This is a genomic window from Variovorax fucosicus (genome assembly GCF_030316825.1).
Taxonomy (GTDB): Bacteria; Pseudomonadota; Gammaproteobacteria; order Burkholderiales; family Burkholderiaceae_C; genus Variovorax; species Variovorax fucosicus.
In genome coordinates this window covers 1,538,314-1,560,185 of sequence record NZ_JASZYU010000001.1, presented here as the reverse complement: position 1 = coordinate 1,560,185, position 21,872 = coordinate 1,538,314, and the positions used below count along the sequence as shown (strand labels likewise).

At 68.7% G+C, this 21,872-nt stretch carries 23 protein-coding genes; 10 read left to right on the top strand and 13 right to left on the bottom strand.

Translation table 11 applies throughout. The features are described from left to right. The first annotated feature begins 29 nt into the window (after positions 1-29). The 7 genes from QTI05_RS07325 to QTI05_RS07295 all read left to right on the top strand — a co-directional run bounded on the left by QTI05_RS07325 (position 30) and on the right by QTI05_RS07295 (position 9,188). Positions 30-992, top strand: coding sequence for a Bug family tripartite tricarboxylate transporter substrate binding protein (locus QTI05_RS07325; protein WP_286623672.1), 963 nt, complete (start codon positions 30-32; stop codon positions 990-992). Between the two features lie 34 nt (positions 993-1,026). After that, positions 1,027-2,370 (top strand): glucarate dehydratase, encoded by a 1,344-nt coding sequence (gene gudD / locus QTI05_RS07320; protein WP_286623670.1) that lies wholly within the window; start codon positions 1,027-1,029, stop codon positions 2,368-2,370. A gap of 65 nt (positions 2,371-2,435) precedes the next feature. Continuing rightward, the gene (locus QTI05_RS07315; protein WP_286623668.1) at positions 2,436-3,320 is read left to right on the top strand and encodes a 2-hydroxy-3-oxopropionate reductase; all 885 of its coding nucleotides are present in this window, start codon (positions 2,436-2,438) and stop codon (positions 3,318-3,320) included. Positions 3,321-3,401: 81 nt separating this feature from the next. Continuing rightward, positions 3,402-3,827, top strand: coding sequence for a surface-adhesin E family protein (locus QTI05_RS07310; RefSeq protein WP_286541067.1), 426 nt, complete (start codon positions 3,402-3,404; stop codon positions 3,825-3,827). A gap of 8 nt (positions 3,828-3,835) precedes the next feature. Further along, the gene (locus QTI05_RS07305) at positions 3,836-4,942 is read left to right on the top strand and encodes a ligase-associated DNA damage response exonuclease (protein ID WP_286541068.1); all 1,107 of its coding nucleotides are present in this window, start codon (positions 3,836-3,838) and stop codon (positions 4,940-4,942) included. Continuing rightward, positions 4,939-6,591: an ATP-dependent DNA ligase gene (locus tag QTI05_RS07300; protein ID WP_286623667.1), complete on the top strand. Its 1,653-nt coding sequence runs from the start codon at positions 4,939-4,941 to the stop codon at positions 6,589-6,591. Before QTI05_RS07305 ends, QTI05_RS07300 begins: the two co-directional genes overlap by 4 nt. Beyond that, on the top strand, positions 6,588-9,188 hold the full coding sequence (locus tag QTI05_RS07295; protein WP_286623664.1) for a ligase-associated DNA damage response DEXH box helicase: 2,601 nt from the start codon (positions 6,588-6,590) through the stop codon (positions 9,186-9,188). The genes QTI05_RS07300 and QTI05_RS07295 overlap by 4 nt, the downstream gene beginning before the upstream one ends. A gap of 6 nt (positions 9,189-9,194) precedes the next feature. On the opposite strand, the gene trxC is transcribed toward QTI05_RS07295, so the two are convergent. Beyond that, a complete protein-coding gene (trxC, locus tag QTI05_RS07290; protein ID WP_286541072.1) occupies positions 9,195-9,644 on the bottom strand; it encodes a thioredoxin TrxC in 450 nt (149 codons plus the stop codon). Beyond that, positions 9,641-9,967, bottom strand: coding sequence for a hypothetical protein (locus QTI05_RS07285; RefSeq protein WP_286623662.1), 327 nt, complete (start codon positions 9,965-9,967; stop codon positions 9,641-9,643). Before QTI05_RS07285 ends, trxC begins: the two co-directional genes overlap by 4 nt. Between QTI05_RS07285 and pdeM the strand changes: the two genes are divergently transcribed. Together pdeM and QTI05_RS07275 are read left to right on the top strand one after the other, a co-directional pair. Then, a complete protein-coding gene (gene pdeM / locus QTI05_RS07280) occupies positions 9,942-10,697 on the top strand; it encodes a ligase-associated DNA damage response endonuclease PdeM (RefSeq protein ID WP_444812869.1) in 756 nt (251 codons plus the stop codon). The genes QTI05_RS07285 and pdeM overlap by 26 nt on opposite strands. An 18-nt stretch (positions 10,698-10,715) precedes the next feature. After that, positions 10,716-11,282 carry a cyclic nucleotide-binding domain-containing protein gene (locus QTI05_RS07275; protein WP_286623658.1) on the top strand — a complete coding sequence of 189 codons (567 nt, stop codon included), beginning with the start codon at positions 10,716-10,718 and terminating at the stop codon, positions 11,280-11,282. Here QTI05_RS07275 and QTI05_RS07270 read toward each other — a convergent pair. The 4 genes from QTI05_RS07270 to QTI05_RS07255 form a co-directional block, all read right to left on the bottom strand. After that, complete coding sequence (locus QTI05_RS07270) at positions 11,279-11,884, bottom strand: nucleotidyltransferase family protein (RefSeq protein ID WP_286623657.1); 606 nt, start codon at positions 11,882-11,884, stop codon at positions 11,279-11,281. The two genes, QTI05_RS07275 and QTI05_RS07270, sit on opposite strands and share 4 nt — an antisense overlap. A 7-nt stretch (positions 11,885-11,891) precedes the next feature. Next, positions 11,892-12,413 (bottom strand): TPM domain-containing protein, encoded by a 522-nt coding sequence (locus tag QTI05_RS07265; protein WP_286623656.1) that lies wholly within the window; start codon positions 12,411-12,413, stop codon positions 11,892-11,894. A 2-nt stretch (positions 12,414-12,415) separates the two neighbouring features. Then, positions 12,416-13,363, bottom strand: coding sequence for a TPM domain-containing protein (locus QTI05_RS07260; protein ID WP_286623655.1), 948 nt, complete (start codon positions 13,361-13,363; stop codon positions 12,416-12,418). Positions 13,364-13,464: 101 nt separating this feature from the next. Then, a complete protein-coding gene (locus QTI05_RS07255) occupies positions 13,465-14,055 on the bottom strand; it encodes a LemA family protein (RefSeq protein ID WP_286541081.1) in 591 nt (196 codons plus the stop codon). A 45-nt stretch (positions 14,056-14,100) separates the two neighbouring features. Between QTI05_RS07255 and QTI05_RS07250 the strand changes: the two genes are divergently transcribed. Next, entirely contained in the window at positions 14,101-14,859 is a 759-nt protein-coding gene (locus QTI05_RS07250; RefSeq protein WP_286623654.1) for a hypothetical protein, read from the top strand. Here the strand turns inward: QTI05_RS07250 and QTI05_RS07245 are convergent, their stop codons facing one another. From QTI05_RS07245 to QTI05_RS07215, 7 genes are all read right to left on the bottom strand, one after another. Continuing rightward, positions 14,860-15,537, bottom strand: a complete 678-nt coding sequence (locus tag QTI05_RS07245; protein ID WP_353505952.1) for a cysteine hydrolase family protein — start codon at positions 15,535-15,537, stop codon at positions 14,860-14,862. A gap of 20 nt (positions 15,538-15,557) precedes the next feature. Next, positions 15,558-16,493, bottom strand: a complete 936-nt coding sequence (locus QTI05_RS07240; protein WP_286541084.1) for an ABC transporter permease — start codon at positions 16,491-16,493, stop codon at positions 15,558-15,560. Then, positions 16,490-17,644: an ABC transporter permease gene (locus tag QTI05_RS07235; RefSeq protein ID WP_286623652.1), complete on the bottom strand. Its 1,155-nt coding sequence runs from the start codon at positions 17,642-17,644 to the stop codon at positions 16,490-16,492. The genes QTI05_RS07240 and QTI05_RS07235 overlap by 4 nt, the downstream gene beginning before the upstream one ends. Continuing rightward, the gene (locus tag QTI05_RS07230; RefSeq protein WP_286623651.1) at positions 17,641-19,161 is read right to left on the bottom strand and encodes an ABC transporter ATP-binding protein; all 1,521 of its coding nucleotides are present in this window, start codon (positions 19,159-19,161) and stop codon (positions 17,641-17,643) included. The genes QTI05_RS07235 and QTI05_RS07230 overlap by 4 nt, the downstream gene beginning before the upstream one ends. Positions 19,162-19,199: 38 nt before the next feature. Further along, a complete protein-coding gene (locus QTI05_RS07225) occupies positions 19,200-20,222 on the bottom strand; it encodes a BMP family ABC transporter substrate-binding protein (protein ID WP_444812890.1) in 1,023 nt (340 codons plus the stop codon). 131 nt (positions 20,223-20,353) lie between these two features. Then, positions 20,354-20,740 (bottom strand): VOC family protein, encoded by a 387-nt coding sequence (locus tag QTI05_RS07220; protein WP_286623649.1) that lies wholly within the window; start codon positions 20,738-20,740, stop codon positions 20,354-20,356. A 13-nt stretch (positions 20,741-20,753) separates the two neighbouring features. Beyond that, on the bottom strand, positions 20,754-21,755 hold the full coding sequence (locus tag QTI05_RS07215) for an isopenicillin N synthase family dioxygenase (RefSeq protein WP_286541091.1): 1,002 nt from the start codon (positions 21,753-21,755) through the stop codon (positions 20,754-20,756). Positions 21,756-21,872: the final 117 nt, after the last annotated feature.

Genomic DNA, 21,872 nt, shown 5'->3' with positions numbered 1-21,872 from the left:
CCGCATGGCGCCCACATTTGGAGACACCCATGAAACGACTCATCGCCAGCCTCGCGCTCGGCCTCGCCGCCACCTCCGCCGCCTGGGCCCAATCCTGGCCGTCCAAGCCCGTCACGCTGATCGTGCCGTTCCCGGCCGGCGGTTCCACCGACATGGTGGGCCGGGCCATCGGCACCAAGCTCGCGGCCACGCTCGGCCAGCCCTTCCTGGTCGACAACAAGGCCGGCGCCACCGGCACCATCGGCGCCACGCAGGTCAAGCGCGCGGCGCCCGACGGCAGCACCTTCCTGGTCACCTCGCTCGGGCCGCTGGTGATCGCGCCGCACCTGATCAAGGGCATGCAGTACGACGCGCTCAAAGACTTCGACTTCATCACCGTGGCCGTGCAGGCGCCCAACGTGCTCGTGGTGCCGGCCAACTCGCCGCACAAGGATGTGGCCGACGTGATCGCGTTCGAGAAAAAGAACCCCGGCAAGATGACCTTCGCGTCGTCGGGCAACGGCTCCAGCGACCACCTGACGGCTGAACTCTTCTGGCAGCAGACCGGCACAACCGGCCTGCACGTGCCCTACAAGGGCGGTGCCCCGGCCATGACCGACCTGCTCGGAGGCCAGGTCGACGGCTCGTTCCAGAACGTCAACGCGGTGGTGCAGAACATCAAGGCCGGCAAGCTCAAGGCGCTGGCGGTCACGGGCGCCAAGCGCTCGCCGGTGCTGCCCGACGTGCCCACGCTCGCCGAGGCCGGCGTGAAGAACGTCGAGGTCTATTCGTGGCAGGCCGTGGTGGCGCCGAAGGGCCTGCCGGCCGACGTGCGCGCCAAGGCGAGCAGCGCGATCGTCGCCGCCCTGAACGACCCGGCCATCAAGCAGCAGTTCACCGACATCGGCCTCGAGGTGGTGGCCAACACGCCGGAACAGTTCGCCGCGTTCCAGGCCAAGGAATATGCGCGCTGGAAAAAGGTCATCGAGACCGGCAAGATCACGGCGGATTGAACGCGCCTCCGCCCCCTTTCAGAACAACCTGACCATGACCGCTTCTTCCTCATCCTCCACCCCCCTCATCACCGAACTGCGCGTGATCCCCGTCGCCGGCCGCGACAGCATGCTGCTCAACCTGAGCGGCGCGCACGGCCCCTTCTTCACGCGCAACATCCTGATCCTGACCGACAGCGCCGGCCGCACCGGCGTGGGCGAGGTGCCCGGAGGCGAGAAGATCCGGCAGACGCTGGAAGACGCGCGCGGCCTCATCGTCGGCCAGCCGCTCGGCTCGCAGCAGCGCCTGCTGCAGGAAGTGCAGAGCAAGTTCGCCGACCGCGACAGCGGCGGGCGCGGCCAGCAGACCTTCGACCTGCGCACCACGATCCACGCGGTCACCGCCATCGAGTCGGCGCTGCTCGACCTGCTCGGCCAGCACCTCGGCGTGCCGGTGGCGGCGCTGCTCGGCGAAGGCCAGCAGCGCGAGGCGGTCGAGATGCTCGGCTACCTGTTCTACGTGGGCGACAAGGCCAGGACCGACCTGCCGTACGCCAGCGACCCCGGTGCCGACAACGACTGGTTCCGGCTGCGCCACGAGGCCGCAATGACGCCCGAGGCGATCGTGCGACTGGCCGAAGCGGCGCGCGAACGCTACGGCTTCAACGACTTCAAGCTCAAGGGCGGCGTGCTGCGCGGCGACGAGGAGGTCGAGGCCATCGTCGCGCTGCACGAGCGCTTTCCGCAAGCCCGCGTCACGCTCGACCCGAACGGCGGCTGGCTGCTGAAGGATGCGATCCGCCTGATGCGCGACATGCGTGGCGTGGTCGCCTATGCCGAGGATCCGTGCGGCGCCGAAGACGGCTTCTCGGGCCGCGAAGTGATGGCCGAATTCCGCCGCGCGACCGGCCTGCCCACGGCCACCAACATGATCGCGACCGACTGGCGCCAGCTGAGCCATGCGCTTGCGCTGCAGTCGGTCGACATCCCGCTGGCTGACCCGCATTTCTGGACGATGGCCGGCTCGGTGCGCGTGGCGCAAACATGCCGCGACTGGGGCCTGACCTGGGGCTCGCATTCCAACAACCATTTCGACGTGTCGCTGGCGATGTTCACGCACGTCGGTGCGGCGGCGCCCGGCCGCGTGACCGCGATCGACACGCACTGGATCTGGCAGGACGGCCAGCGCCTCACCAGGGATCCGCTGCAGATCGTCGATGGCCATGTGCAAGTGCCGAAGAAGCCCGGCCTCGGCGTCGAACTCGACATGGCCGAGGTCGAGAAGGCACACCAGCTCTACAAACAGCACGGCCTGGGTTCGCGCGACGATGCCACGGCCATGCAATACCTCGTGCCGGGCTGGAAGTTCGATCCGAAACGCCCGGCGTTCGATCGCTGAACAACGACAACCCGGTGCGCGCCGCGCCGGGAACCGGCTTCTCCATCGACTGAAAGGACACTGCAATGAACATCGGATTCATCGGCCTCGGCATCATGGGCGCGCCCATGGCGCTGCACCTGGTCAACGCGGGGCATCAGCTCTACTACGTCAAGCGCAGCAAGGTCAACGCCGAGATCGCGGCCAGCAATGCCATCGCCTGCGCCAATGGCAAGGAGGTTGCGCAACGGGCCGAGATCGTGATCACGATGGTGCCCGACACGCCCGATGTCGAAGCCGTGCTGTTCGGCGCAGACGGCGTGGCCGAAGGCCTCTCGAAGGGCAAGACCGTCATCGACATGAGCAGCATCTCGCCGATCGAGACCAAGGCCTTCGCGAAGAAGATCAACGACCTGGGCTGCGACTACCTCGATGCCCCGGTGTCGGGCGGCGAAGTGGGCGCCAAGGCCGCCAGCCTGACCATCATGGTCGGCGGCACCGAAGAAGCTTTCGCGCGCGCCCGGCCCCTGTTCGAGCGCATGGGCAAGAACATCACCCATGTCGGCGGCACCGGCGACGGCCAGACCACCAAGGTGGCCAACCAGATCATCGTGGCGCTCAACATCGCGGCGGTCGGCGAGGCCCTGCTGTTCGCCAGCAAGGCAGGGGCCGACCCGGCCAAGGTGCGCCAGGCCCTGATGGGCGGCTTTGCATCGAGCCGCATTCTCGAAGTGCATGGCGAACGCATGATCAAGCGCACCTTCAATCCGGGCTTTCGCATCGCGCTGCACCAGAAAGACCTGAACCTGGCGCTGGCCGGCGCCAAGGCCATCGGCGTGGCGCTGCCGCAGACGGCCAACGCGGCACAGCTCATGCAGGCCTGCGCCGCCAACGGCTGGGATCAGCTCGACCACTCGGCACTGGTCAAGGCGCTGGAGCTCATGGCGTCGCACGAAGTGGCAAAGGGCTGAGGGCCGCTGCACGTCGCCGCCGGCACGTTACAGTCATCCATGTTTGTCGCAGGGGGCGGCATCGGTGCTGAAGGAGTCGACGTGAAGACGTTGTTGGTGTTGCTGCTGCTCGGTTCGGTGGGCGCACCGGCGTTCGCCCAGACCCACTGGTTCACCGTCACCGGCAATCCGCAGGATCCGGCGGTCAATACGGTACAGGTCGACCCTGTCGCCGTGGCGACCTCGGTCGACCGCAGGGTCATGAACGTGCGCGTCAGCCGCTCGGCCGATCGCGTCAACTGGGACGGCGTGCCCTATCGGTCGTACGAGTCGCAGGTCGCGTTCGACTGCCGTGCCGGAAAAGCCGAGTACCTGAACGCGATCTACTACCTGGCGCCTTTCTGGACGGGCACCTCGCACCACACGACCGACTACGCGGCGAGTCCGCGGCCGATGCTGTTTCGCGATGTCGAGCCCAACCCGACCCACCGGATCGTGCGCGCGGCGTGCCGCACCCGGACGGGCTGAGTTCAGGCATGTCTGCCGACCTGGTCGTAGCAAGGCCCGAAGGCCTCTACTGCCCGGCCGGCGACTTCTACATCGACCCCTGGAAGCCGGTGGAGCGTGCCGTCATCACGCATGCGCACTCCGATCACGCGCGCGTCGGGCACGGCCACTACCTCGCGCACACCGACAGCGCCGGCACGCTGCGCACCCGGCTCGGTGCCGACATCCGCCTGCAGACCCTGCCCTATGGCGAGGCCATCGAGCACCACGGCGTGCGCGTGTCGCTGCACCCGGCCGGGCATGTGCTCGGCTCGGCGCAGGTACGGCTCGAGCATGGCGGCCGCGTGTGGGTCGCTTCGGGCGACTACAAGACCGAGCCCGACGGCACCTGCACGCCCTTCGAGCCCGTGCCCTGCGACACCTTCATCACCGAATCGACCTTCGGCCTGCCGATCTACCGCTGGCCGACGCAGGCCGTGCTGTTCGCCGAAATCAACGACTGGTGGCGCCGCAATGCCGAAGAGGGGCGCGCATCGGTGCTGTTCTGCTATGCCTTCGGCAAGGCGCAGCGAATCCTGCACGGCGTCGACGCCGGCATCGGGCCGATCGTGGTGCATGGCGCGGTCGAGCCGCTCAATGCCGTGTACCGCGCGGCCGGCGTCGCGCTGCCGGCGACGCTGCGCGTGACCGATCCAGGCGTCGACGCCCGGACGCTGCAACGTGCGCTCGTGCTGGCGCCGCCCTCGGCGCAGGGCACGCCGTGGATGCGCCGCTTCGGCAACTATGCGGATGCGTTCGCCAGCGGCTGGATGCAACTGCGCGGCACGCGCCGCCGACGCGGCGTCGACCGCGGCTTTGTCATGAGCGACCATGCCGATTGGCCGGGGCTGCAGCAAGCCATTGCCGGCACCGGCGCCGGGCGCGTGCTGGTGACGCACGGCAGCGTCGCAGTGCTGGTGCGCTGGCTCACCGAGAACGGGCTGGAGGCGCAGGGCTTCAAGACCGAGTATGGCGACGAAGACGTGGCGGATGTTGCTCCCTCCCCTACCGGGGGAGGGCAGGGGAGGGGGCCTGCGGCGGTCGACGAAGACCCCCATCCCAACCTTCCCCCGGAAGGGGAAGGAGCAAATTCATGAAAGCCTTCGCCGCGCTGTACCGCGAACTCGATGCGACCACGTCGAGCCTGGCCAAGCAGGCGGCGCTGCAGCGCTACCTGCACAGCACAGCACCCCAAGACGCCGCCTGGGCCGTCTACTTCCTCGCCGGCGGCAAGCCGCGCCAGCTGGTGCCGACCAAGCTGCTGCGCCTGCTGGCGCAGGAAGCAGCCGGCCTGCCCGAATGGCTGTTCGACGAGAGCTACGAGGCGGTCGGCGACCTGGCCGAGACCATCGCGTTGCTGCTGCCGCCTCCAACCGAGCAGCACGACCGGGGGCTTGCCGCGTGGGTCGAGCAGCACCTGCTGCCATTGCGCAAGACACCGCCCGACGAGTTGGCCGACACGCTGCGCGCGCAGTGGCGCCAGCTCGCGCCCGACGAGCGCCTGGTCTACTTCAAGCTCATCACCGGCGCCTTCCGCGTCGGCGTGTCGAAGCTGCAGGTGACGCAAGCGCTCGCGGCCGTGGGCGGCATCGACGCCAAGCGCGTCGCGCAGCGCCTCATGGGCTACACCCACATCGGCGGGCAGCCGACCCCGAGCGACTACGCGAAGCTGATCGCCCCCGAAAGCGATGGCGAGCAGAACCAGCAGACCAGCGGCCAGCCTTACCCGTTCTTCCTGGCGCACCCGTTCAACGAACCGGTCGAGCGCTTCGATGCGCTGCTCGGGCCACCGGCCGACTGGATCGTCGAATGGAAGTGGGACGGCATCCGCGCGCAACTGGTCAGGCGCGCAGGGCAGGTGTGGCTCTGGTCGCGCGGCGAAGAACTCGTGACCGACCGCTTCCCCGAACTCGCGACCATGGGCGAAGCGCTGCCCGACGGCACCGTGCTCGACGGCGAGATCGTCGTGTGGAGAGACGATCGCGTGCAGCCCTTCGCCGAACTGCAGCGCCGCATCGGCCGCAAGACGCTCGGCCCCAAGCTGCTGCGCGAGATCCCGGTCGTGCTGCTCGCCTACGACCTGCTCGAATGGCAGGGCCGCGACCTGCGCGCGCTGCCGCAGGAAGAGCGCCGCGTGTTGCTGGACGAGCTGGTCACGCAGGTGCAGCACCCGCAACTGATCGCAAGCCCCATGCTCACCGGCGACAGCTGGGGTGACTTGTCACGCCAGCGCGAGGCCGCGCGATCCATGGGCGTCGAGGGGATGATGCTCAAGCAGCGCCGCGCCGCGTACGGCGTAGGCCGCACCAAGGACGTCGGCACCTGGTGGAAGTGGAAGATCGACCCGCTCAGCATTGACGCGGTGCTGATCTACGCACAACGCGGCCATGGCCGCCGCGCCAGCCTGTACAGCGACTACACCTTCGCCGTGTGGGACGGCCCGCCGGCGCAGGCCGACCGCAAGCTCGTGCCCTTCGCCAAGGCCTACTCCGGCCTCACCGATGCAGAGATGAGCCGCGTCGATGCCGTGATCCGCAAGACCACCGTCGAAAGCTTCGGCCCGGTGCGCAGCGTCAAGCCGACGCTGGTGTTCGAACTCGGCTTCGAAGGCATTGCCCGAAGCACGCGCCACAAGAGCGGCATCGCGGTGCGCTTTCCGCGCATGCTGCGCTGGCGGGAAGACAAGCCGGTGGAGGAGGCGGACACGCTGGAGACGCTGGCGGCGTTGTTGCCGGCCTCGACATGAAGCAGGCTGACCTGCTCGCCTGGTTTGCGGCGCGCAGCTGGAAGCCCTTCAAGTTCCAGCGCGAAGTGTGGAAGGCGATCGGCGACGGCCACTCGGGCTTGCTGCATGCGACCACGGGCGCGGGCAAGACCTACGCGGTGTGGCTCGGCGCGCTGAAGGCGTTCGCCGTGGCACCGAAGGCGCCTGCGCGCGCCACGGCGAAGAAGGTCGCACCGCCGCTCACCGTGCTGTGGATCACCCCCATGCGCGCCTTGGCCGCCGACACCCTGCGCGCGCTCCAGCAGCCGCTCGAAACCCTCGCCCCCGACTGGTCGGCCGGTGCGCGCAGCGGCGACACCTCCAGCGCCGAGCGCAGTGCGCAGAACGCGCGGCTGCCGACCGTGCTGGTCACCACGCCCGAGAGCCTGTCGGTGCTGCTCTCGCGGGCTGACGCGCGCGACGTGCTCGCCACGGTGCGGATGGTGGTGGTCGACGAGTGGCACGAGCTGCTGGGCAGCAAGCGCGGCGTTCAGGTGCAGCTGGCGCTGGCGCGATTGCGGCGCTGGAACCCGGGCCTGTGTGTCTGGGGCATGTCGGCCACCCTCGGCAACCTGCCCGAGGCGATGCGCACCCTGCTCGGCGGCGACGATGGCGTCATGGTGCAGGGCCAGGTGCCCAAGCAACTCGTCATCGACTCGCTGCTGCCCGGCCGGGCCGAGCGCTTTCCGTGGGGCGGGCATCTGGGCCTCACGATGCTGCCGCAGGTCATCGAAGAGATCGCCAAGAGCAGCACCACGCTGGTCTTCACCAACACGCGCTCGCAGTCGGAGATCTGGTACCAGGCCATGCTCGAAGCGAAGCCAGAGTGGGCCGGGCTCATCGCGCTGCACCACGGCTCGCTCGACCGCGCGGTGCGCGAATGGGTCGAGGCAGGGCTCAAGAACGGCGAGCTGCGCGCGGTGGTGTGCACGTCGAGCCTCGATCTCGGCGTGGATTTTCTGCCGGTCGAGCGCGTGCTGCAGATCGGGTCGCCCAAGGGTGTCGCGCGGCTGCTGCAGCGTGCCGGCCGATCGGGCCATGCGCCGGGCCGGCCCTCGCGCATCACGCTCGTGCCGACGCACAGCATCGAGATGGTCGAGGGCGCGGCTGCGCGCGATGCGATTGCGGCCGGCCACATCGAGGCGCGCAGTTCGCCCGAGCAACCGCTCGATGTCCTGGTGCAGCATCTGGTCACCGTCGCGCTCGGCGGTGGCTTCCGGCCCGAGGATCTCTACGAAGAAGTGCGCAGCACCGCGGCCTATGCCCACCTCGGCCGCGAGAGCTGGGAGTGGTGCCTGTCGTTCGTGGCGCAGGGCGGCCCGTCGCTTGCGGCATACCCCGACTACCGGCGCGCCGTGCCCGATGCCGAAGGCGTGTGGCGCGTGCCCGATGCCCGGCTCGCGCGGCGCCACCGCATGAACATCGGCACCATCGTGAGCGACGCGAGCATGGCGGTGCAGTACGTCGGTGGCGCGAAGCTCGGCTCGGTGGAAGAGAGCTTTGCCGCGCGCATGAAGCCGGGCGACTGCTTCCTGTTCGGCGGCCGGCTGCTCGAACTCGTGCGGATCCGCGAGATGACGGCCTGGGTGCGGCGCGCCAGCGGCAAGCGGCCAGCCGTGCCGCGCTGGAACGGTGGCCGCATGCCGCTGTCGACCACGCTGGCCGATGCGGTGGTGCAGCAGCTTGCGCTGGCCGGCGCGGGCCGCTACGACTCACCCGAGTTGCAGTGCGTGCGCCCGCTGCTCGAGATCCAGCAGCAGTGGTCGGCACTGCCGACACCAAAAACGCTGCTGGCCGAGCTGCTCAAGACGCGCGAAGGCTGGCACCTTTTTCTCTACCCGTTCGCCGGCCGCCACGTGCACCTCGGCCTTGCCAGCCTGATCGCCTGGCGCGTCGCGCAGCACGCCCCGCGCACCTTCTCGATCGCGGTCAACGACTACGGCTTCGAACTGCTGAGCGCCACCGAAGTCGACTGGCCAACACTGTTGCCGCAGGTGCTGGCGGCGCGCGATGAAGCGACGCTGCTGCACGAGGTGCTGCAAAGCCTGAACGCCGGCGAACTCGCGCAGCGCCGCTTCCGCGAGATCGCGCGCGTGTCGGGCCTGATCTTTCAGGGCTACCCGGGCGAGAAGCGCAGCAACAAGCAACTGCAGGCCTCGTCCTCGCTGTTCTGGGAGGTGTTCCGAAAGTACGACCCGCAGAACAAGCTGCTGCTGCAGGCCGAGGCCGAGCTGCTCGCGCAAGAGCTGGAAATCAGCCGCCTGCGCGCGAGCCTGGCGCGCATCAGCACGCAGCAACTCGTGGTTCAGTCACTGGCAAGGCCCACGCCCTTCGCGTTTCCGCTCATGGTCGAGCTGTTCCGCGAAAAGCTCACCAACGAGAACGTGGCCGACCGCATTGCGCGCATGGTCGAACAACTGGAGAAGGCCGCAGGCGGCGCGGTGCCGGTCGGCGATGCGGAGCGCGTCAGGAGCACGCTGGCGTTCGGGCAGGAGGGCGCCTCGGAACGCGGCGGCGCGCGTTCGGCGGGCAAGCCGCGGCGGGAGCGCAAGCCCTCGCGGCCATTGCCGCCGCTGTGACGCGCTTCAACCGGCTCCGTTGGCTTTCACCCACCGCACGATGTCCGCCGCGCCCATCGCCCCGGCCTGCCGCGCCACCTCGCGCCCGCCGCGAAACAGCGCCAGCGTCGGAATGCTGCGGATGTTGAAGCGCGCGCCCAGCGCGGGCAGCGCCTCGGTGTCGACTTTGGCCAGCCGGACCTGCGGTTCCAGCTGCCCCGCAGCCTGCTCGTAGCCCGGCGCCATCTGGCGGCAGGGGCCGCACCAGGGCGCCCAGAAGTCGACCAGCACCGGGATCTCGTTGCGCGCGATGTGGCGGTCGAATGTCGCTTCGTCGGCCAGCGCCGTAGAGTGCGCCGTGAACAGCGGGCGGTGGCAGCTGCCGCAATCGGGCGCGCTGCCCAACTGCGCCGCGCGCACGCGGTTGGTGGTGTGGCAGTGCGGGCAGACGATGTGCAGCGAAGGCGATTCGGTCATGCGGAAGAACTGGGGTTGGCCGGGTCCGATTGCAAGGTGGTCGCTGCTTCGGCGACGCGGTTCGCAATCCACGCCTGAAACTGCCGCTCGGCCTGCAGCTTGAATTCGTTGCGCATGCGGTTGCAGACGGCGTGTGCCAGCCGCCGGTGCTTCGGCTTGCGTATGCTGCCGAGCGGGGCATCGAGCAGGTGCTCGATGGTGGCCGAATCAGGCTGGCTGCGCGGCTCCGAAAAATCCATCGGCAGGCCACACCAGTGGCAATTGCCGCCAAAAGAAGACTTCAGTGCTTGCACGCTCATGGGCCCTATGTTCGCCGAAGCCAAGACCCCTCCGGCCCGCGTTGGCGCATCTTTTTTGCGACACTCGTGGCCCGTGATTTCCGCGAACCTCCCCACTTCGCCGTTCCCGATCCGTTGGGCGGACGAACAGCTGCATCTGCTGCCCGAGCGCGCGCTCTGGTGGCCCGGGGGCGAGACCTTGTTCGTGGCCGACCTGCACCTCGGAAAGGCGGCCACGTACCGCGCGCTCGGCCAGCCGGTGCCGGGCGGCACCACGCTGGAGAACCTGGCGCGGCTCGACGATCTCATTGCACGGCATGCGCCGCAACGCATCGTGTTCCTCGGCGACTTTCTGCATGCCGCGCAGGCGCGCACGGTGCTCGCCGCGGTCGAAGCCTGGCGCATTCGCCATGCCGGCGTTGCGATGACGCTGGTGCGCGGCAACCACGACAGCCGTGCCGGCGATCCGCCCGCATCACTCGCCATCGATGTGGTCGACGAGCCGTATCTGCTCGGCCCGTTCGCCTGCTGCCACCACCCGCAAACGCACCCCACGCACTTCGTGCTGGCCGGCCATCTGCATCCGGTGTGCCGGCTCTACGGCCGTGGGCGCGACAGCCTGCGGCTGCCGTGTTTCGTGAGCGAGCCGGGCCAGGCGATCCTGCCGGCCTTCGGAGAATTCACCGGTGGCTGGCTCATGGAGCCCGCGCCTGGCCGACAATTCCATGGTGTCGGCGGTGCGGCTGTCTGGGCGCTGCCGGCAACACTCCCCTGAACCTGCGTTCTGTTTCGTATGCCGCACACCCATCCTTCCCTTGCCACGCCCGATCTGCGGGAGCGCGCCGCCAGGCTGCTGATGGCGGCTGCGCCGTCGACGCACATGAGCCTTGCCGAGGCCACGATCGTGGTCAACCTGATGGAGCCCGCCTTCGTCAGCATCGGCACCGTGCTGATGGAAGAGGGCGAGGCCGAAGACACCGACTACATGGCGCTGGTGCTCGAAGGCGAAGTCCGCGCAGAGAGCGGGGGCGGCATTCCGGGCGAGGAAGTCGTCATCTCGGTGCTCGGGCCTGGCAGCCTGATCGGCGAGATGGGCATGCTCGATGGCTCGCCGCGCTCGGCCACCTGCACCGCGTTGACCGACCTCAAGCTCGCGACCTTGTCGGGCGCCATGTTGCTGGCCCTGATCGATACGCAGCCTTCCGCGGCGGCACGCCTGCTGCTGGGCGTTTCGGTGGCGCTGTCGGCGCGCGTGCGCGAAAGCAACCGCCGCCTGCGCGCCCTGGCGAGCGTGAGCCGCGCGGTGCAGCTCGAACTGGACGCGACGCACGCAGTCAACCGGCGCTTGCTCGACCGCTAAACGTTCGTTCCGGCCGTCTCAGTCGTCCCGGCCGTAAGGCGCAGCCCGGGCCAGCGGTCGGCGTAGTCGGCTGCCTTGCGCAAGTACAGCGCGCGGTGGTCGCACAACGGGTTCGGCGCCAGCACACCCTGGTAGATTGCCTCCAGTCCGTACGGCGCGTAGAGCACCGGCCCGTGTGGCCCGGGCTGCAGCGCAACACAGGTGCCGGCCACCAGAAACCGGTCGATGCCGTCGCGCGCGCTGCCGAGCGCCGGATAGTCATGGCCGAACCAGGCGCGATACCAGGTGTGCACCCGCGCCTGGTTCTTGGCCTCGACCACGATGCCGCGGTCGGCCAGCAGGGCCTGCACGCGTGCGCCGACGGCCGCCTCGGCGGCTTCCGACAGGTCGCTGCCGTCGAAATAGAACAGGTCGTAGTCGCGGATGCCGGCGTCCGGCGCGCGGCCGGCCTGCAGGTTCCACACGGTCTGGAACAGGCAGCCGGCCACCAGCCAGGCGTCAGGCAGGGCCAGCGCAGGCAGGCGCTGCAGGATGGCGCGGTTGTGGTCGTTGCGCAGGGCTTCGTCGATGAAGCGCTGCGCCAGCGCAGGCGGTGCGTTCACGACACGCTCACAGGACGACGGGTGCGTCGGGCAGCTCGTTGCGGTTGTCGCTGCCTTCGGCCGCCGGGAAGTGCGTGACCAGCAGGGCCGACACCTCCTCGAGCGCCTGCGTCAGCCCATCCTCGAAGCGCCCCTCGCGAAAAGCGGCGCCCATGCGTTGGGTCATGGAGGACCATTCGGCGGCATCGACATGCGCGTCGATGCCGCGGTCGGCCACGATCTCGATCGCGTGCTCGGCCAGCAGCAGGTAGACGAGCACGCCGTTGTTCTGCGCGGTGTCCCACACGCGCAGCTTGCCGAACAGCATGATCGCGCGTTGCCGCGCCGGCGCATCGCGCCAGAGGTAGGACATCGGCAATCCGGCCTCGACGCAGATGCGGATTTCGCCGGTGTGGCGATGCTCGCTGGCCGCGACGCGGCGCGTGAGCCGCTCCAGCATGTCGGCCGGCAGCACGCGGCGCACCTGCGCCTCGTCGATCCAGCGATGCCGCCAGATGCGGCCCAGCGTCTTGAAAGAGAACCCGGCCATCGCTACCAGTCCCCCGAGGCGCCACCGCCCCCGAAATCGCCACCACCGCCGGAGCTGAAGCCACCGCCCCCGCCACCCGACGAGCCGCCGCCGAAGCCGCCGCCAAACCCACCACCGCCACCGCCAAAACCGCCGCCACCGCGCCCGCCACCGAGCGAGGGCAGGGAGATGGCGCCCGAGAACAGCGTGAACAGCAGCGCCACGAAACCGGCGATCACGGCCAGCACCACGCTGGCGGTGACGACCATCGCGATCGCGCCCGCCCCAAGGCCGGTGACCAGCGGCCCCAGCTTGTTGCCGAAAATCGAGCGCGCGACGCGGCCGATCACGAGCACGCCGAAGAACAGGAAGATGCCAAGCTCGGCCCAGTCGATGTCGAGGTTGCCGAGCAGGCCGCCGGCGCCCTTGCCGCCGGCTTCACCGCTGACCTCGGGCAGTGCCTCGCCGTTGATGCGCGCGATGAGCTGGTCGGTCGCCGCGCTGAGCCCGCCCGCAAAATCGTTGTTGCGAAAGCGCGGCTTCATCTCGTTGTCGATGATGCGCGCCGCCGCCAGATCGGGCACCGCGCCTTCAAGGGCCTTGGCGACCTCGATGCGCATCTTGCGGTCGTCCTTCGCCACGATCACCAGCACGCCATCGCCCACCTCCTTGCGGCCGATCTTCCAGGTGGCGGCAACGCGGTGGGCATAGCTCGCGATGTCTTCCGGCGCCGTGGTCGGCACCATCAGCACCACGATCTGCGACCCCTTCTTCTGCTCGAACCCGGCCAGCTTGGCCTCGAGCACCTGCAACTGCGTGGCATCGAGCGTGCCGGTCTGGTCGATCACCCGGGCCGTGAGCGCCGGCACCGGCAGCACCCCCTGCGCGAATGCCCCTGCCGGCGCCAGCACAAAAAAGAAGCAGGCGGCCAGCACCCATCGCAAGAAGGCCGCCGCCGAAGGCGCGGCCATTTCGGGGAACACCGCGGAACCGGCTTTGCCGGGCCGCTGGTGTTGCCCCCGGCGAGGGGGTTGGCGAAGCGACACGAAGTGCGCGAAGACTGGGGGTGGACCTACTTCTTGTTGAAGTCGACCGTGGGTGGCTTGGAGATCTCGGCCTCGTTCTGCACGCTGAAGGTCTGTTTCGGCGGGTAGCCGAAGATCTTGGCCGTCACGTTGGTCGGAAAGCTGCGCGAGAGCACGTTGTACTCCTGCACCGTCTTGATGTAGTTGTTGCGCGCCACGGTGATGCGGTTCTCGGTGCCTTCGAGCGTCACGCGCAGGTCGCGAAACGCCTGGTTGGCCTGCAGCGTCGGATAGCGCTCGGCCACCACCATGAGCCGCGACAACGCGCCTGACAGCTCACCCTGTGCCTGCTGGAACTTGTTGAACGCCTCGGGGTTGTTCAGCGTCTCGGGCGTGACCTGGATCGACGTGGCCTTGGCGCGCGCCTCGATCACCTTGGTGAGCGTCTCCTGCTCGAAATTGGCCTCGCCCTTCACGCTGGCGACGATGTTCGGCACCAGGTCGGCACGGCGCTGGTACTGGTTCAGCACCTCGCTCCAGGCAGACTTGCTCGCCTCGTCGAGCTTCTGAAAGTCGTTGTATCCGCAGCCCGTCAGCGACAGGGCCAGCACCATCATTCCAAGCCAGCGTTTCAACATCGAGCGATCCTCCTGAGTGCAAGGCGGCGAAGTTAGCATAGATGGATGGTGGTCGATCCCTTTCAGGCACTGCAGGCGGCGCAACGCAAGCCGCCGTCCTACACCGGGGCTGCCGCGACCACTTTGCTGATCGCCGGCGCCACTGGGGCGCTCGGCAACGAACTGTTGCGGCGCATGGCCGGCGCGCAGCGCCATGCCCACATGCTGGTGCTGGCGAAAGAGCCGATCACCGACGGGCTGCGCGGCGTGGAAACGGCCGTCGTGCCGGCCGGGCCGATCGCGCAGTGGCCGTTGCGCAAGGCCGATGCGGCGCTGGTGTCGTTCGACCCGCCGCGCCTCTATCACGACCGCGAGCGCGCGCTCTGGACGCCCGCGCCGGCCGAACTGCCCGAACTCGCGCGCTGGCTCAAGGCCTGCGGCGTGCAGACGCTGGCGATCGTGCAGCCGCACGCGCAGGGCCGGATGCCCGAGGCGCTCAAGCGAGGGCTGGCCAGCCTCGACGAACAGGCCGTGGTGGCGCTCGGCTTCGAGCGCGTGCTGCTGGTGCGCTCGGCGCAGAAGCCGGCCGCGCAGCGTTTCGCCAATCCGGCCGAGCGGCTGGCGGCATGGATGCTGTCGATCTTCCGCTTCATGGTGCCGAACAGCGAGCAGCCGGTGCGTGCCAGCAAGGTGGCCGAGTTCGTCGAGCTGGCGCTGCGCACCGCACCGCCCGGCGTGCACATCGCGGCGCCTGAAGTCGTTTGGCAGGCGGCGCAGGGCAACTTGCCGGAAGTGGTGCGGGGCTGGCTCGGCGCGCAGAGTTGATCAGCCGCCGCGCCACTGGGCCAGCAGATCCTGCGACTCCATCACCAGGCCTAGGTGCAGCGACACCATGGTGAGCGCCGCGGCTTCGAGCGCCGCGTCGGTGCCGCGCACCAGATCGCGCAGCACGATCACGCGGTAGTTGTGGTTGTTGGCATCGAACGCCGTGTTGAGCACGCAGCAGTCGGTGAAGCCGCCGTCGAGCACCACCGTCGTGATGCGCTGGTTGCGCAGCAAGAAATCCAGATCGGTCGGGTAGAAGGCCGACAGGCGCCGCTTGTTCTCGACGCGCATGTCGCCGGGCTCGACTCGCGTGACCCATTCGGTCCACGGCGAGCCTTCGATCGCGTGCGCATCGGCATTCGGGATCGGGCCCACATGCAGCGGAAAGGTGCGGCGCCAGGCGGACGGAATGCCGCGCACGTCGTCGACCCCATCGGGCCGCAGCGTCGACTTCACGTGCACGATGCGGCCGCCGAGTGCACGCACGGCGTCGTGGAACGCGTCGATCGGCGCCACCACGTCGCGCGCCCGCGGTGCGGGGCAGGGGCAGTCGGGCGAATCGTCGAGGTGGCCGCGGTGCATGTCGATCGAGATCACCGCCGTGGTGGCCGGGTCGAGGTAGTCGGCGAACTGCGCCGCGTCCAGTTCGCGCGGCTGTTCGTAGACGAAGGCGCGCAGGGGCGTTGGTGTCATCGGCGTCATCGGCGTTCCTCCCGCAGGTAGGGCTGGCCCAGCGCGCCGGGCTCGCCGTCGCCACCGCGGCGTGCCAGCGCCACCCACACCATCACGGCCAGCGTCACCGCATAGGGCGTCATCAGCACGAAATACTGCGGCAACTGCACGCCGGCCGCGGCGAGTTGCGGAATGAGCGCCTCGATGCAGCCGAACAGCACTGCGCCGGCCAGTGCCTTCCACGGCGACCAGCGCGCGAAGATCACGAGGCCGACCGCGATCCAGCCACGCCCGCCGGTCATGCCCGCGATCCACAGCTTGGTGCTGACGACCGAGATGTAGGCGCCGGCCAGGCCGACCAGTGCAGCGCCCGCGAGCACGGCCGCAAAGCGCCATGCGGTGACGCTGATGCCGGCCGCATCGGCCGCCTGCGGGTTCTCGCCGACCGCGCGCAGGCGCAGGCCGGCGCTGGTGCGCGTGAGATACCAGACCACGCCGATGAAGATCGGCAGCGTGAGGTACACGACGATGTTCTGCGCGAACAACCGGCCGACCAGCGGCAGGTCGGACAGGGGCCACAGCGGGATCGCGCTGAAGCTCGTGACGGCGACGTTGGTCCAGCCGAACAGCGTCCCCATGAGACTGGTGAGGCCCTGGCAGAAGAACACCAGCGCAAGCCCGGCGATCACCTGGTTCACGCGCAGCAGGATCACCATCACCGCGAACAGCAGCGACACGCCGCTGGCCGCCAGCATCGCGATCACCAGCGAGATGCCCGGCTGTCCCAGCGCGATCTGCGCGCCGATGCCGGCCAGCGCGCCGACCAGCATCAGCCCCTCGGCGCCGAGCGACAGCACGCCCGCGCGTTCGGTGAGGATCAGGCCCAGCGCGGCCAGCGCGTAGGGCACGGCGAAGTCCGGCGCGTTGCCGAGCCAGTTGGTGGCGATGGCGAAGGCGTTCATCGGACGTTGCGGATGCGGTGGCGGATGAAGAAGTCCGACGATGCCACGCAGATCACCACGATCGCCTGGATCAGCTGCACCATCGAGAACGGGATCTGATAGAAAACCTGCAGGTTCCGTCCGGCCACGAACAAGGCCGCCACCAGCACCGCGACCACGGTTGCCGCCAGCGGGTTGTTGCGCGCGAGGAAGGCGATCAGGATGCCGGAGAAGCCGTAGCCCGAATGGAAGGCCTGCGTCAGCCGGCCTTCCTGGCCCGCCACGACGACGAAGCCCGCAATGCCCGAGAGCGCGCCCGACAGCAGCACCGCCGACAGGATCATGCGCCGCACCGGCACGCCCACCGCATCGGCCATGCGCGGATTGGCATCGACGAAGCGCAGGTACAGCCCGGCGCGGCTGACGCCGACGAACCACCAGGCAAGAAGTGCCACGCACAGCGCCAGCCCGATGGCGGCTGTGCTGACATTGCCGAACCATTCCGGCAGGCGCTCGAAGGCGCGGAACTGCGGCGAGTACGGAAACGAATCCTTCGGGTCTTTCCAGGCCCCGTACACCAGGTGCAGCAGGAAGTTGCCCGCAATGTAGTTGAGCATCAGCGACGAGATGATCTCGTTCACGCCCAGCCTGAGCTTGAGCAGCGCCGGCGCCAGCGCCCAGAGCAGGCCGAACGCGATCGCCATGGCCAGCATCAACGGCAGGCGCAGCGCGGGCGGGCCGAGGTCGAAGAAGGAGATCGCCGTCGCGCCGATCGCGCCCCAGATCATCTGGCCTTCGAGCCCCAGGTTCCAGAAGCGTGCGCGGAACGCCAGCGACGCCGCGATGCCGACCAGGATCATCGGTGCGGCCTGAAACAGCACGGCCTGCAGGCTCTGCTTGTCGAACAGCGTCTGCAGCACGAATTCGTTGAGCAGTTCGTTGGCGGGCACGCCGGCCGCCACCAGGATCGCGGCCGAGATGCCCATGCCGATCGCGAGCGACACGGCCAGGATCAGCGCCTGCCGCGGCCAGGCCATCTGCTGGCGGATTTCCAGCGCGAAACGGCGGCTGGCCAGCGGCCGGGCCTGCGCGGTGGGCTCTTTGCCGGGAACACCACGGAGCTGGCTTTGCCCGGCCGCTGGCGCTGCCGCCTGCAAGGGGGTGGAGTTCATCTGCTCACCATCGCCTGCCCGATCGCCTGTCGATCGGCCGGCTGTTCGAATTCGGCCACGATGCGCCCGCGCGTCATCACGCCCACGCGATCCGATAGGGCCAGCACCTCGTCGAGGTCTTCGCTGATCAGCAGCACCGCGGCGCCCGCATCGCGCGCAGCCAGCAGCCGCGCATGCACCTCGGCGCTGGCGCGCACGTCGAGGCCGCGGCTCGGGCTGTGTGCCAGCACGATGCGCGGCGCGCGGCCGAACTCGCGCGCAAGCACCAGCTTCTGTGCATTGCCGCCGGACAGCAGCGCGGCCTTCTGGTCGAGCTGGCGCACGCCCTGCACGTCGAACGCCGCAACGGCCGTCTTCGCGTCGGCTTCCATCTGCTTCGTGTCGAGCCGCCAGGGCGAACCGTAGCGCCCGTCATGCACCTGGCCGATGCCGAAGTTCTCGGCCACCGACAAGGCGCCCGCCAGTGCAATGCCGTAGCGATCCGCCGGGATGGCCGCGAACTGCAGCGCACGGCGACCGGAAGTGGTGGCGGCCCGCAGGTCGCCGAAATCCTGCAGCGTGATGCTGCCTTCGATCGCGGGGTCGAGCCCCATCAGCGCCGCGGACAGCTCGCTCTGCCCGTTGCCACCGACACCCGCCAGGCCGTAGATCTCGCCGGCGTGCAGCGTGAGGTCGACGCCGTCGAGCGCAGGGCGGCCGGCGGCCGGGGCCGAGCGCAGTCCGCGAACCGTGAGCCGCGCCTCGCCGGCCGGCGTGCGCGTGCGCTGCCCGGCGCCGGGCAGCGCGATCGATTCGCCGACCGTGAGCTGCACCAGCTCCGCGATCGCCACGGTCCGGGGATCGACCGTCCGGATCGTGCGGCCGCCGCGCATCACGGTCACGCGGTCGGCCCAGGTCTTGACGTCGGCCATCTTGTGCGTGACCAGCACCACCGCGGCGCCGTTGCGCGAGAGCGCATGCACGGTAGACAGCAGGCGCTCGGCCTCCTGGTCGGTCAGCACGGCGGTGGGTTCGTCGAGGATCAGGATGCGCGCGCCGGCCAGCAGCACCTTCAGGATCTCGACGCGCTGCTGCTCGGCGATCGACAGGCGCTCGGTGCGCTGGCGCGGATCGATGTCGAAGCCCAGCGCCGCGGCCTTGGCGCGGATCTCGGCCTCGAGCGTGGCAAGCCGCTTGCGGTGGCTGCCCTCGCCAGTGGCGAGCGGATGGCCCAGCATGATGTTCTCGGCCACGGTAAACGGCTTCACCAGCTTGAAGTGCTGGTGCACCATGCCGATGTGGTGGCGCGCCGCGTCACGCGGGCCGCTGAACTGCACCGGGTTGTCGTCGACCAGGATCTGGCCGGCCTCGGGCGCGTAGAGCCCGGCCGCGATGTTCATCAGCGACGACTTGCCCGCGCCGTTCTCGCCGAGCAGCGCATGCACCTCGCCCCGGCGCACGCTGAAGTCCGCATCGATCAGCGCCTTGAAGCCGTCGAAGGACTTGCCGATGCCCGTCAGTTGAAGTGCGGTCGCCATCCCTGCCTTGTGCCGTGCCCGTGTCGTGCCTCGTGCGCCTACTTCTGCGTGACCACGCCCTTGACGTACCAGTCCATCTTCCAGAGGTCGGCGTCCGACAGCGCGGCGCCGGCGGCCACGCGTTCCTTGCCGTCGCGGTCTTTCAGCGGGCCTGCATAGACCTGCTTGCCCTTGAGGATCGCATCGCGTTCCGCGGTGATCAGCGCGGCCTTGTCCTTCGGCACGCCCGCGCCGAAGCCGGCGATGTCGGTGCCGCCGTCCTTCATCTCGATGAAGGCGCCGTACTGCGAAGGCTTCCAGTTGCCCGCCATGACCTTCTTCAACTCCGGCGTGAGGAACTTGTCCCAGACCCAGACCGACGAGCACAGCGTGGCCTTGGGCGCGAACTGGCGCAGGTCGCGGTGGTGGCCGGTACCGTAGACGCCGCGCTCCTGCGCCACGATCTGCGGTGTGGGCGAGTCGACGTGCTGGCCGATCACGTCGGCACCCTGGTCGATCAGCGCCATCGCGGCCGCGCGCTCTTTCACCGGGTCGTTCCAGGCGCCGGTGTAGATCACGTTGACGGTGGCGTTCGGATTCATCTTCTGCGCGCCGAGCGCGAACGCGTTGACGGTCCAGTTCACCACGCCGAACGGGTTGGCCGCGACGAAGCCGAGCTTGCCGCTCTTCGACGCCGCGCCGGCGGCCATGCCGCAGAGGTACTGGCTTTCGTAGGTGCGGCCGTAGAACGATTCGAGGTTGGTGCCGTTGGTGGTGCCCGAGCCGTTCAGGAAGGCGACGTCGGGGTACTTGGCAGCCAGCTCCTTGAAGGTGTCGGAGTAGCCGAAGGCGGTGCCGATCACGATGTTGGCGCCGCGCGAAATGAAGCGCTCGGCGGCCGGCTTGATGGCCGACGCATCTTCGGGCACGTTCTCGACGAACTGGATCTTCTTGCCCAGCGCGGTCTCGACCTTGATGCGCGCCTCGTCGAAGGCCTGCGTCCAGCCGCCGTCGTTCTTGGGGCCGAAATACAGCATGGCGATCTTCGGTTCGCCCTTGAGGGTGAAGCCGTCGGCGGCCATGGCGGGCACCGCCAGCACGGTGCAGACGGTCAGCGCCAGAACAGCGCCTGGGGAAAGAGTGCGGAACATGGAAGAACCTTTCGTGGTGGGCAGGGGAGGACTAGAAAAAAACGACTGGCCGCAGGCGCTCGTCACATCATGAAATTGATGCGGAACACATTGCCTTCGGGGTCGAGCAGTACCGACTGGTACCAGTGGTAGTAGGTGACATAGGGCGCCTTGACCAGCGTGGCGCCGGCCTCGACGGCGATGGGCACCATGCGGTCGACCTCGGCCTGGCTGTCGACGTCGATGTTCAGCAGGAACTTGACGCCGCGCGTGTCCGAGAACTCGGCCAGGTGCAGCAACTCGTAGGCGTCCAGCGCGTTGAAGCCGAGGCTGGACCGACCGGTGTCGAGTCCGCGAAAGATCGGCGAACGGATCGCCTCGATCTCGGGAAAGCCGAACACGCGCTGGTAGAAGCCGCTGAGCGCGACCACGTCTTTCGCGAACACGTTGACGTACGACAGGTGGGCCATGGCGTCGTCGGGTTCAGGCCGCAGCCTTGGTGCCGCCGAAGGTGGTCTGCTTGACGAACTTCGACATCAGGTGGTCGCCCGAAGAGATCGGCGCGTACTTGGGTTTTTCGCCGGGCGCGAGGCAGCTGCGCAGGCACTCCACCATCGCGTCGTAGTTGGGCTGGTGAAAGAACACCAGCGACTGGCGGCGGTTGGTGCTGGCCGCCTCGAAGGGCGGGTTCACCACGCGGTGCAGGGTCGACACCCACTGGTCGTTGGTCCACTGCATCATGAGGTCGGCAATGTTCACCACCAGCCCGCCGGGGATCAGCGGCACGTCGACCCATTCGCCGGCCTTGTTGCGCACCTGCAGGCCCTTGTCGTCCGGCAGCACGATGGTGAGGCTGCCGTAGTCGCTGTGCGCGCCGGCACGCAACTGGCCGGGCAGCGGCGCCTCTTTCTGCGGCGGGTAGCTCAGCACGCGGAACATGCTGATGTGTTCATTGATCTTGTCGTCGAAGAAGTACTCGGGCAACTCGAGGCTGAGCGCGAAGATCCGCATCAGCGAGCGCGCGAGATCGCTCATCGCCTCGAAGTACGCCTCGCAGGCCTCGCGGAAGCCGGGAATGTCGGGCCAGCTGTTGGGCTCGAAGTGCGGGCCGGCCGCCGGGCCGCGGTGGTATTCGTCATCGGGCACGTTCGACGGGCCGGTCGAGAACGACTCCTTCAGGTCGCCCGGCGCTTCCTCTTCGAGGCTGTACGACAGGCCCTCCTCGCCAACCGCGCTGTAGCCGCGCACCGCGTCTTCGCGCGGACGATCGACCTTGCGCTTCTCGGCCAGCGGCAACTCGAAGAAGCGGCGCGACAGCGTCGACACGCGCTCGATCAACTCGGGCGAAATGCCGTGGTTCGTGATGACGAGAAAGCCGATGCTGCGGCAGGCCTCGTCCACCTTGCGCGCAACCTCGGCGCGGCCTGCTGCGGTGCCGGAGAAATAGGGCGAGAGATCGATGATCGGTACGGAAAGCAATGTCATGCCTTGAATCCTTGGGGCAACGCCTGAACAGGGGCGTCAGCACGGCTGGTATGCAACGTCTGTGCCAGTTTGACCAAATGGACAAATGCAGTAGCCTGCGTCCGTGTGGTGCATCGG

Bases quoted from the DNA above. Each gene is read 5' to 3' on its own strand.
- QTI05_RS07325 (WP_286623672.1), top strand. From the start codon at position 30: ATGAAACGACTCATCGCCAGCCTCGCGCTCGGCCTCGCCGCCACCTCC.
- gudD (WP_286623670.1), top strand. From the start codon at position 1,027: ATGACCGCTTCTTCCTCATCCTCCACCCCCCTCATCACCGAACTGCGC.
- QTI05_RS07315 (WP_286623668.1), top strand. From the start codon at position 2,436: ATGAACATCGGATTCATCGGCCTCGGCATCATGGGCGCGCCCATGGCG.
- QTI05_RS07305 (WP_286541068.1), top strand. From the start codon at position 3,836: ATGTCTGCCGACCTGGTCGTAGCAAGGCCCGAAGGCCTCTACTGCCCG.
- QTI05_RS07300 (WP_286623667.1), top strand. From the start codon at position 4,939: ATGAAAGCCTTCGCCGCGCTGTACCGCGAACTCGATGCGACCACGTCG.
- QTI05_RS07295 (WP_286623664.1), top strand. From the start codon at position 6,588: ATGAAGCAGGCTGACCTGCTCGCCTGGTTTGCGGCGCGCAGCTGGAAG.
- trxC (WP_286541072.1), bottom strand. From the start codon at position 9,644: ATGACCGAATCGCCTTCGCTGCACATCGTCTGCCCGCACTGCCACACC.
- pdeM (WP_444812869.1), top strand. From the start codon at position 9,942: ATGGGCCCTATGTTCGCCGAAGCCAAGACCCCTCCGGCCCGCGTTGGC.
- QTI05_RS07275 (WP_286623658.1), top strand. From the start codon at position 10,716: ATGCCGCACACCCATCCTTCCCTTGCCACGCCCGATCTGCGGGAGCGC.
- QTI05_RS07265 (WP_286623656.1), bottom strand. From the start codon at position 12,413: ATGGCCGGGTTCTCTTTCAAGACGCTGGGCCGCATCTGGCGGCATCGC.
- QTI05_RS07260 (WP_286623655.1), bottom strand. From the start codon at position 13,363: ATGGCCGCGCCTTCGGCGGCGGCCTTCTTGCGATGGGTGCTGGCCGCC.
- QTI05_RS07255 (WP_286541081.1), bottom strand. From the start codon at position 14,055: ATGTTGAAACGCTGGCTTGGAATGATGGTGCTGGCCCTGTCGCTGACG.
- QTI05_RS07250 (WP_286623654.1), top strand. From the start codon at position 14,101: ATGGTGGTCGATCCCTTTCAGGCACTGCAGGCGGCGCAACGCAAGCCG.
- QTI05_RS07240 (WP_286541084.1), bottom strand. From the start codon at position 16,493: ATGAACGCCTTCGCCATCGCCACCAACTGGCTCGGCAACGCGCCGGAC.
- QTI05_RS07235 (WP_286623652.1), bottom strand. From the start codon at position 17,644: ATGAACTCCACCCCCTTGCAGGCGGCAGCGCCAGCGGCCGGGCAAAGC.
- QTI05_RS07230 (WP_286623651.1), bottom strand. From the start codon at position 19,161: ATGGCGACCGCACTTCAACTGACGGGCATCGGCAAGTCCTTCGACGGC.
- QTI05_RS07225 (WP_444812890.1), bottom strand. From the start codon at position 20,222: ATGGCCGCCGACGGCTTCACCCTCAAGGGCGAACCGAAGATCGCCATG.
- QTI05_RS07220 (WP_286623649.1), bottom strand. From the start codon at position 20,740: ATGGCCCACCTGTCGTACGTCAACGTGTTCGCGAAAGACGTGGTCGCG.
- QTI05_RS07215 (WP_286541091.1), bottom strand. From the start codon at position 21,755: ATGACATTGCTTTCCGTACCGATCATCGATCTCTCGCCCTATTTCTCC.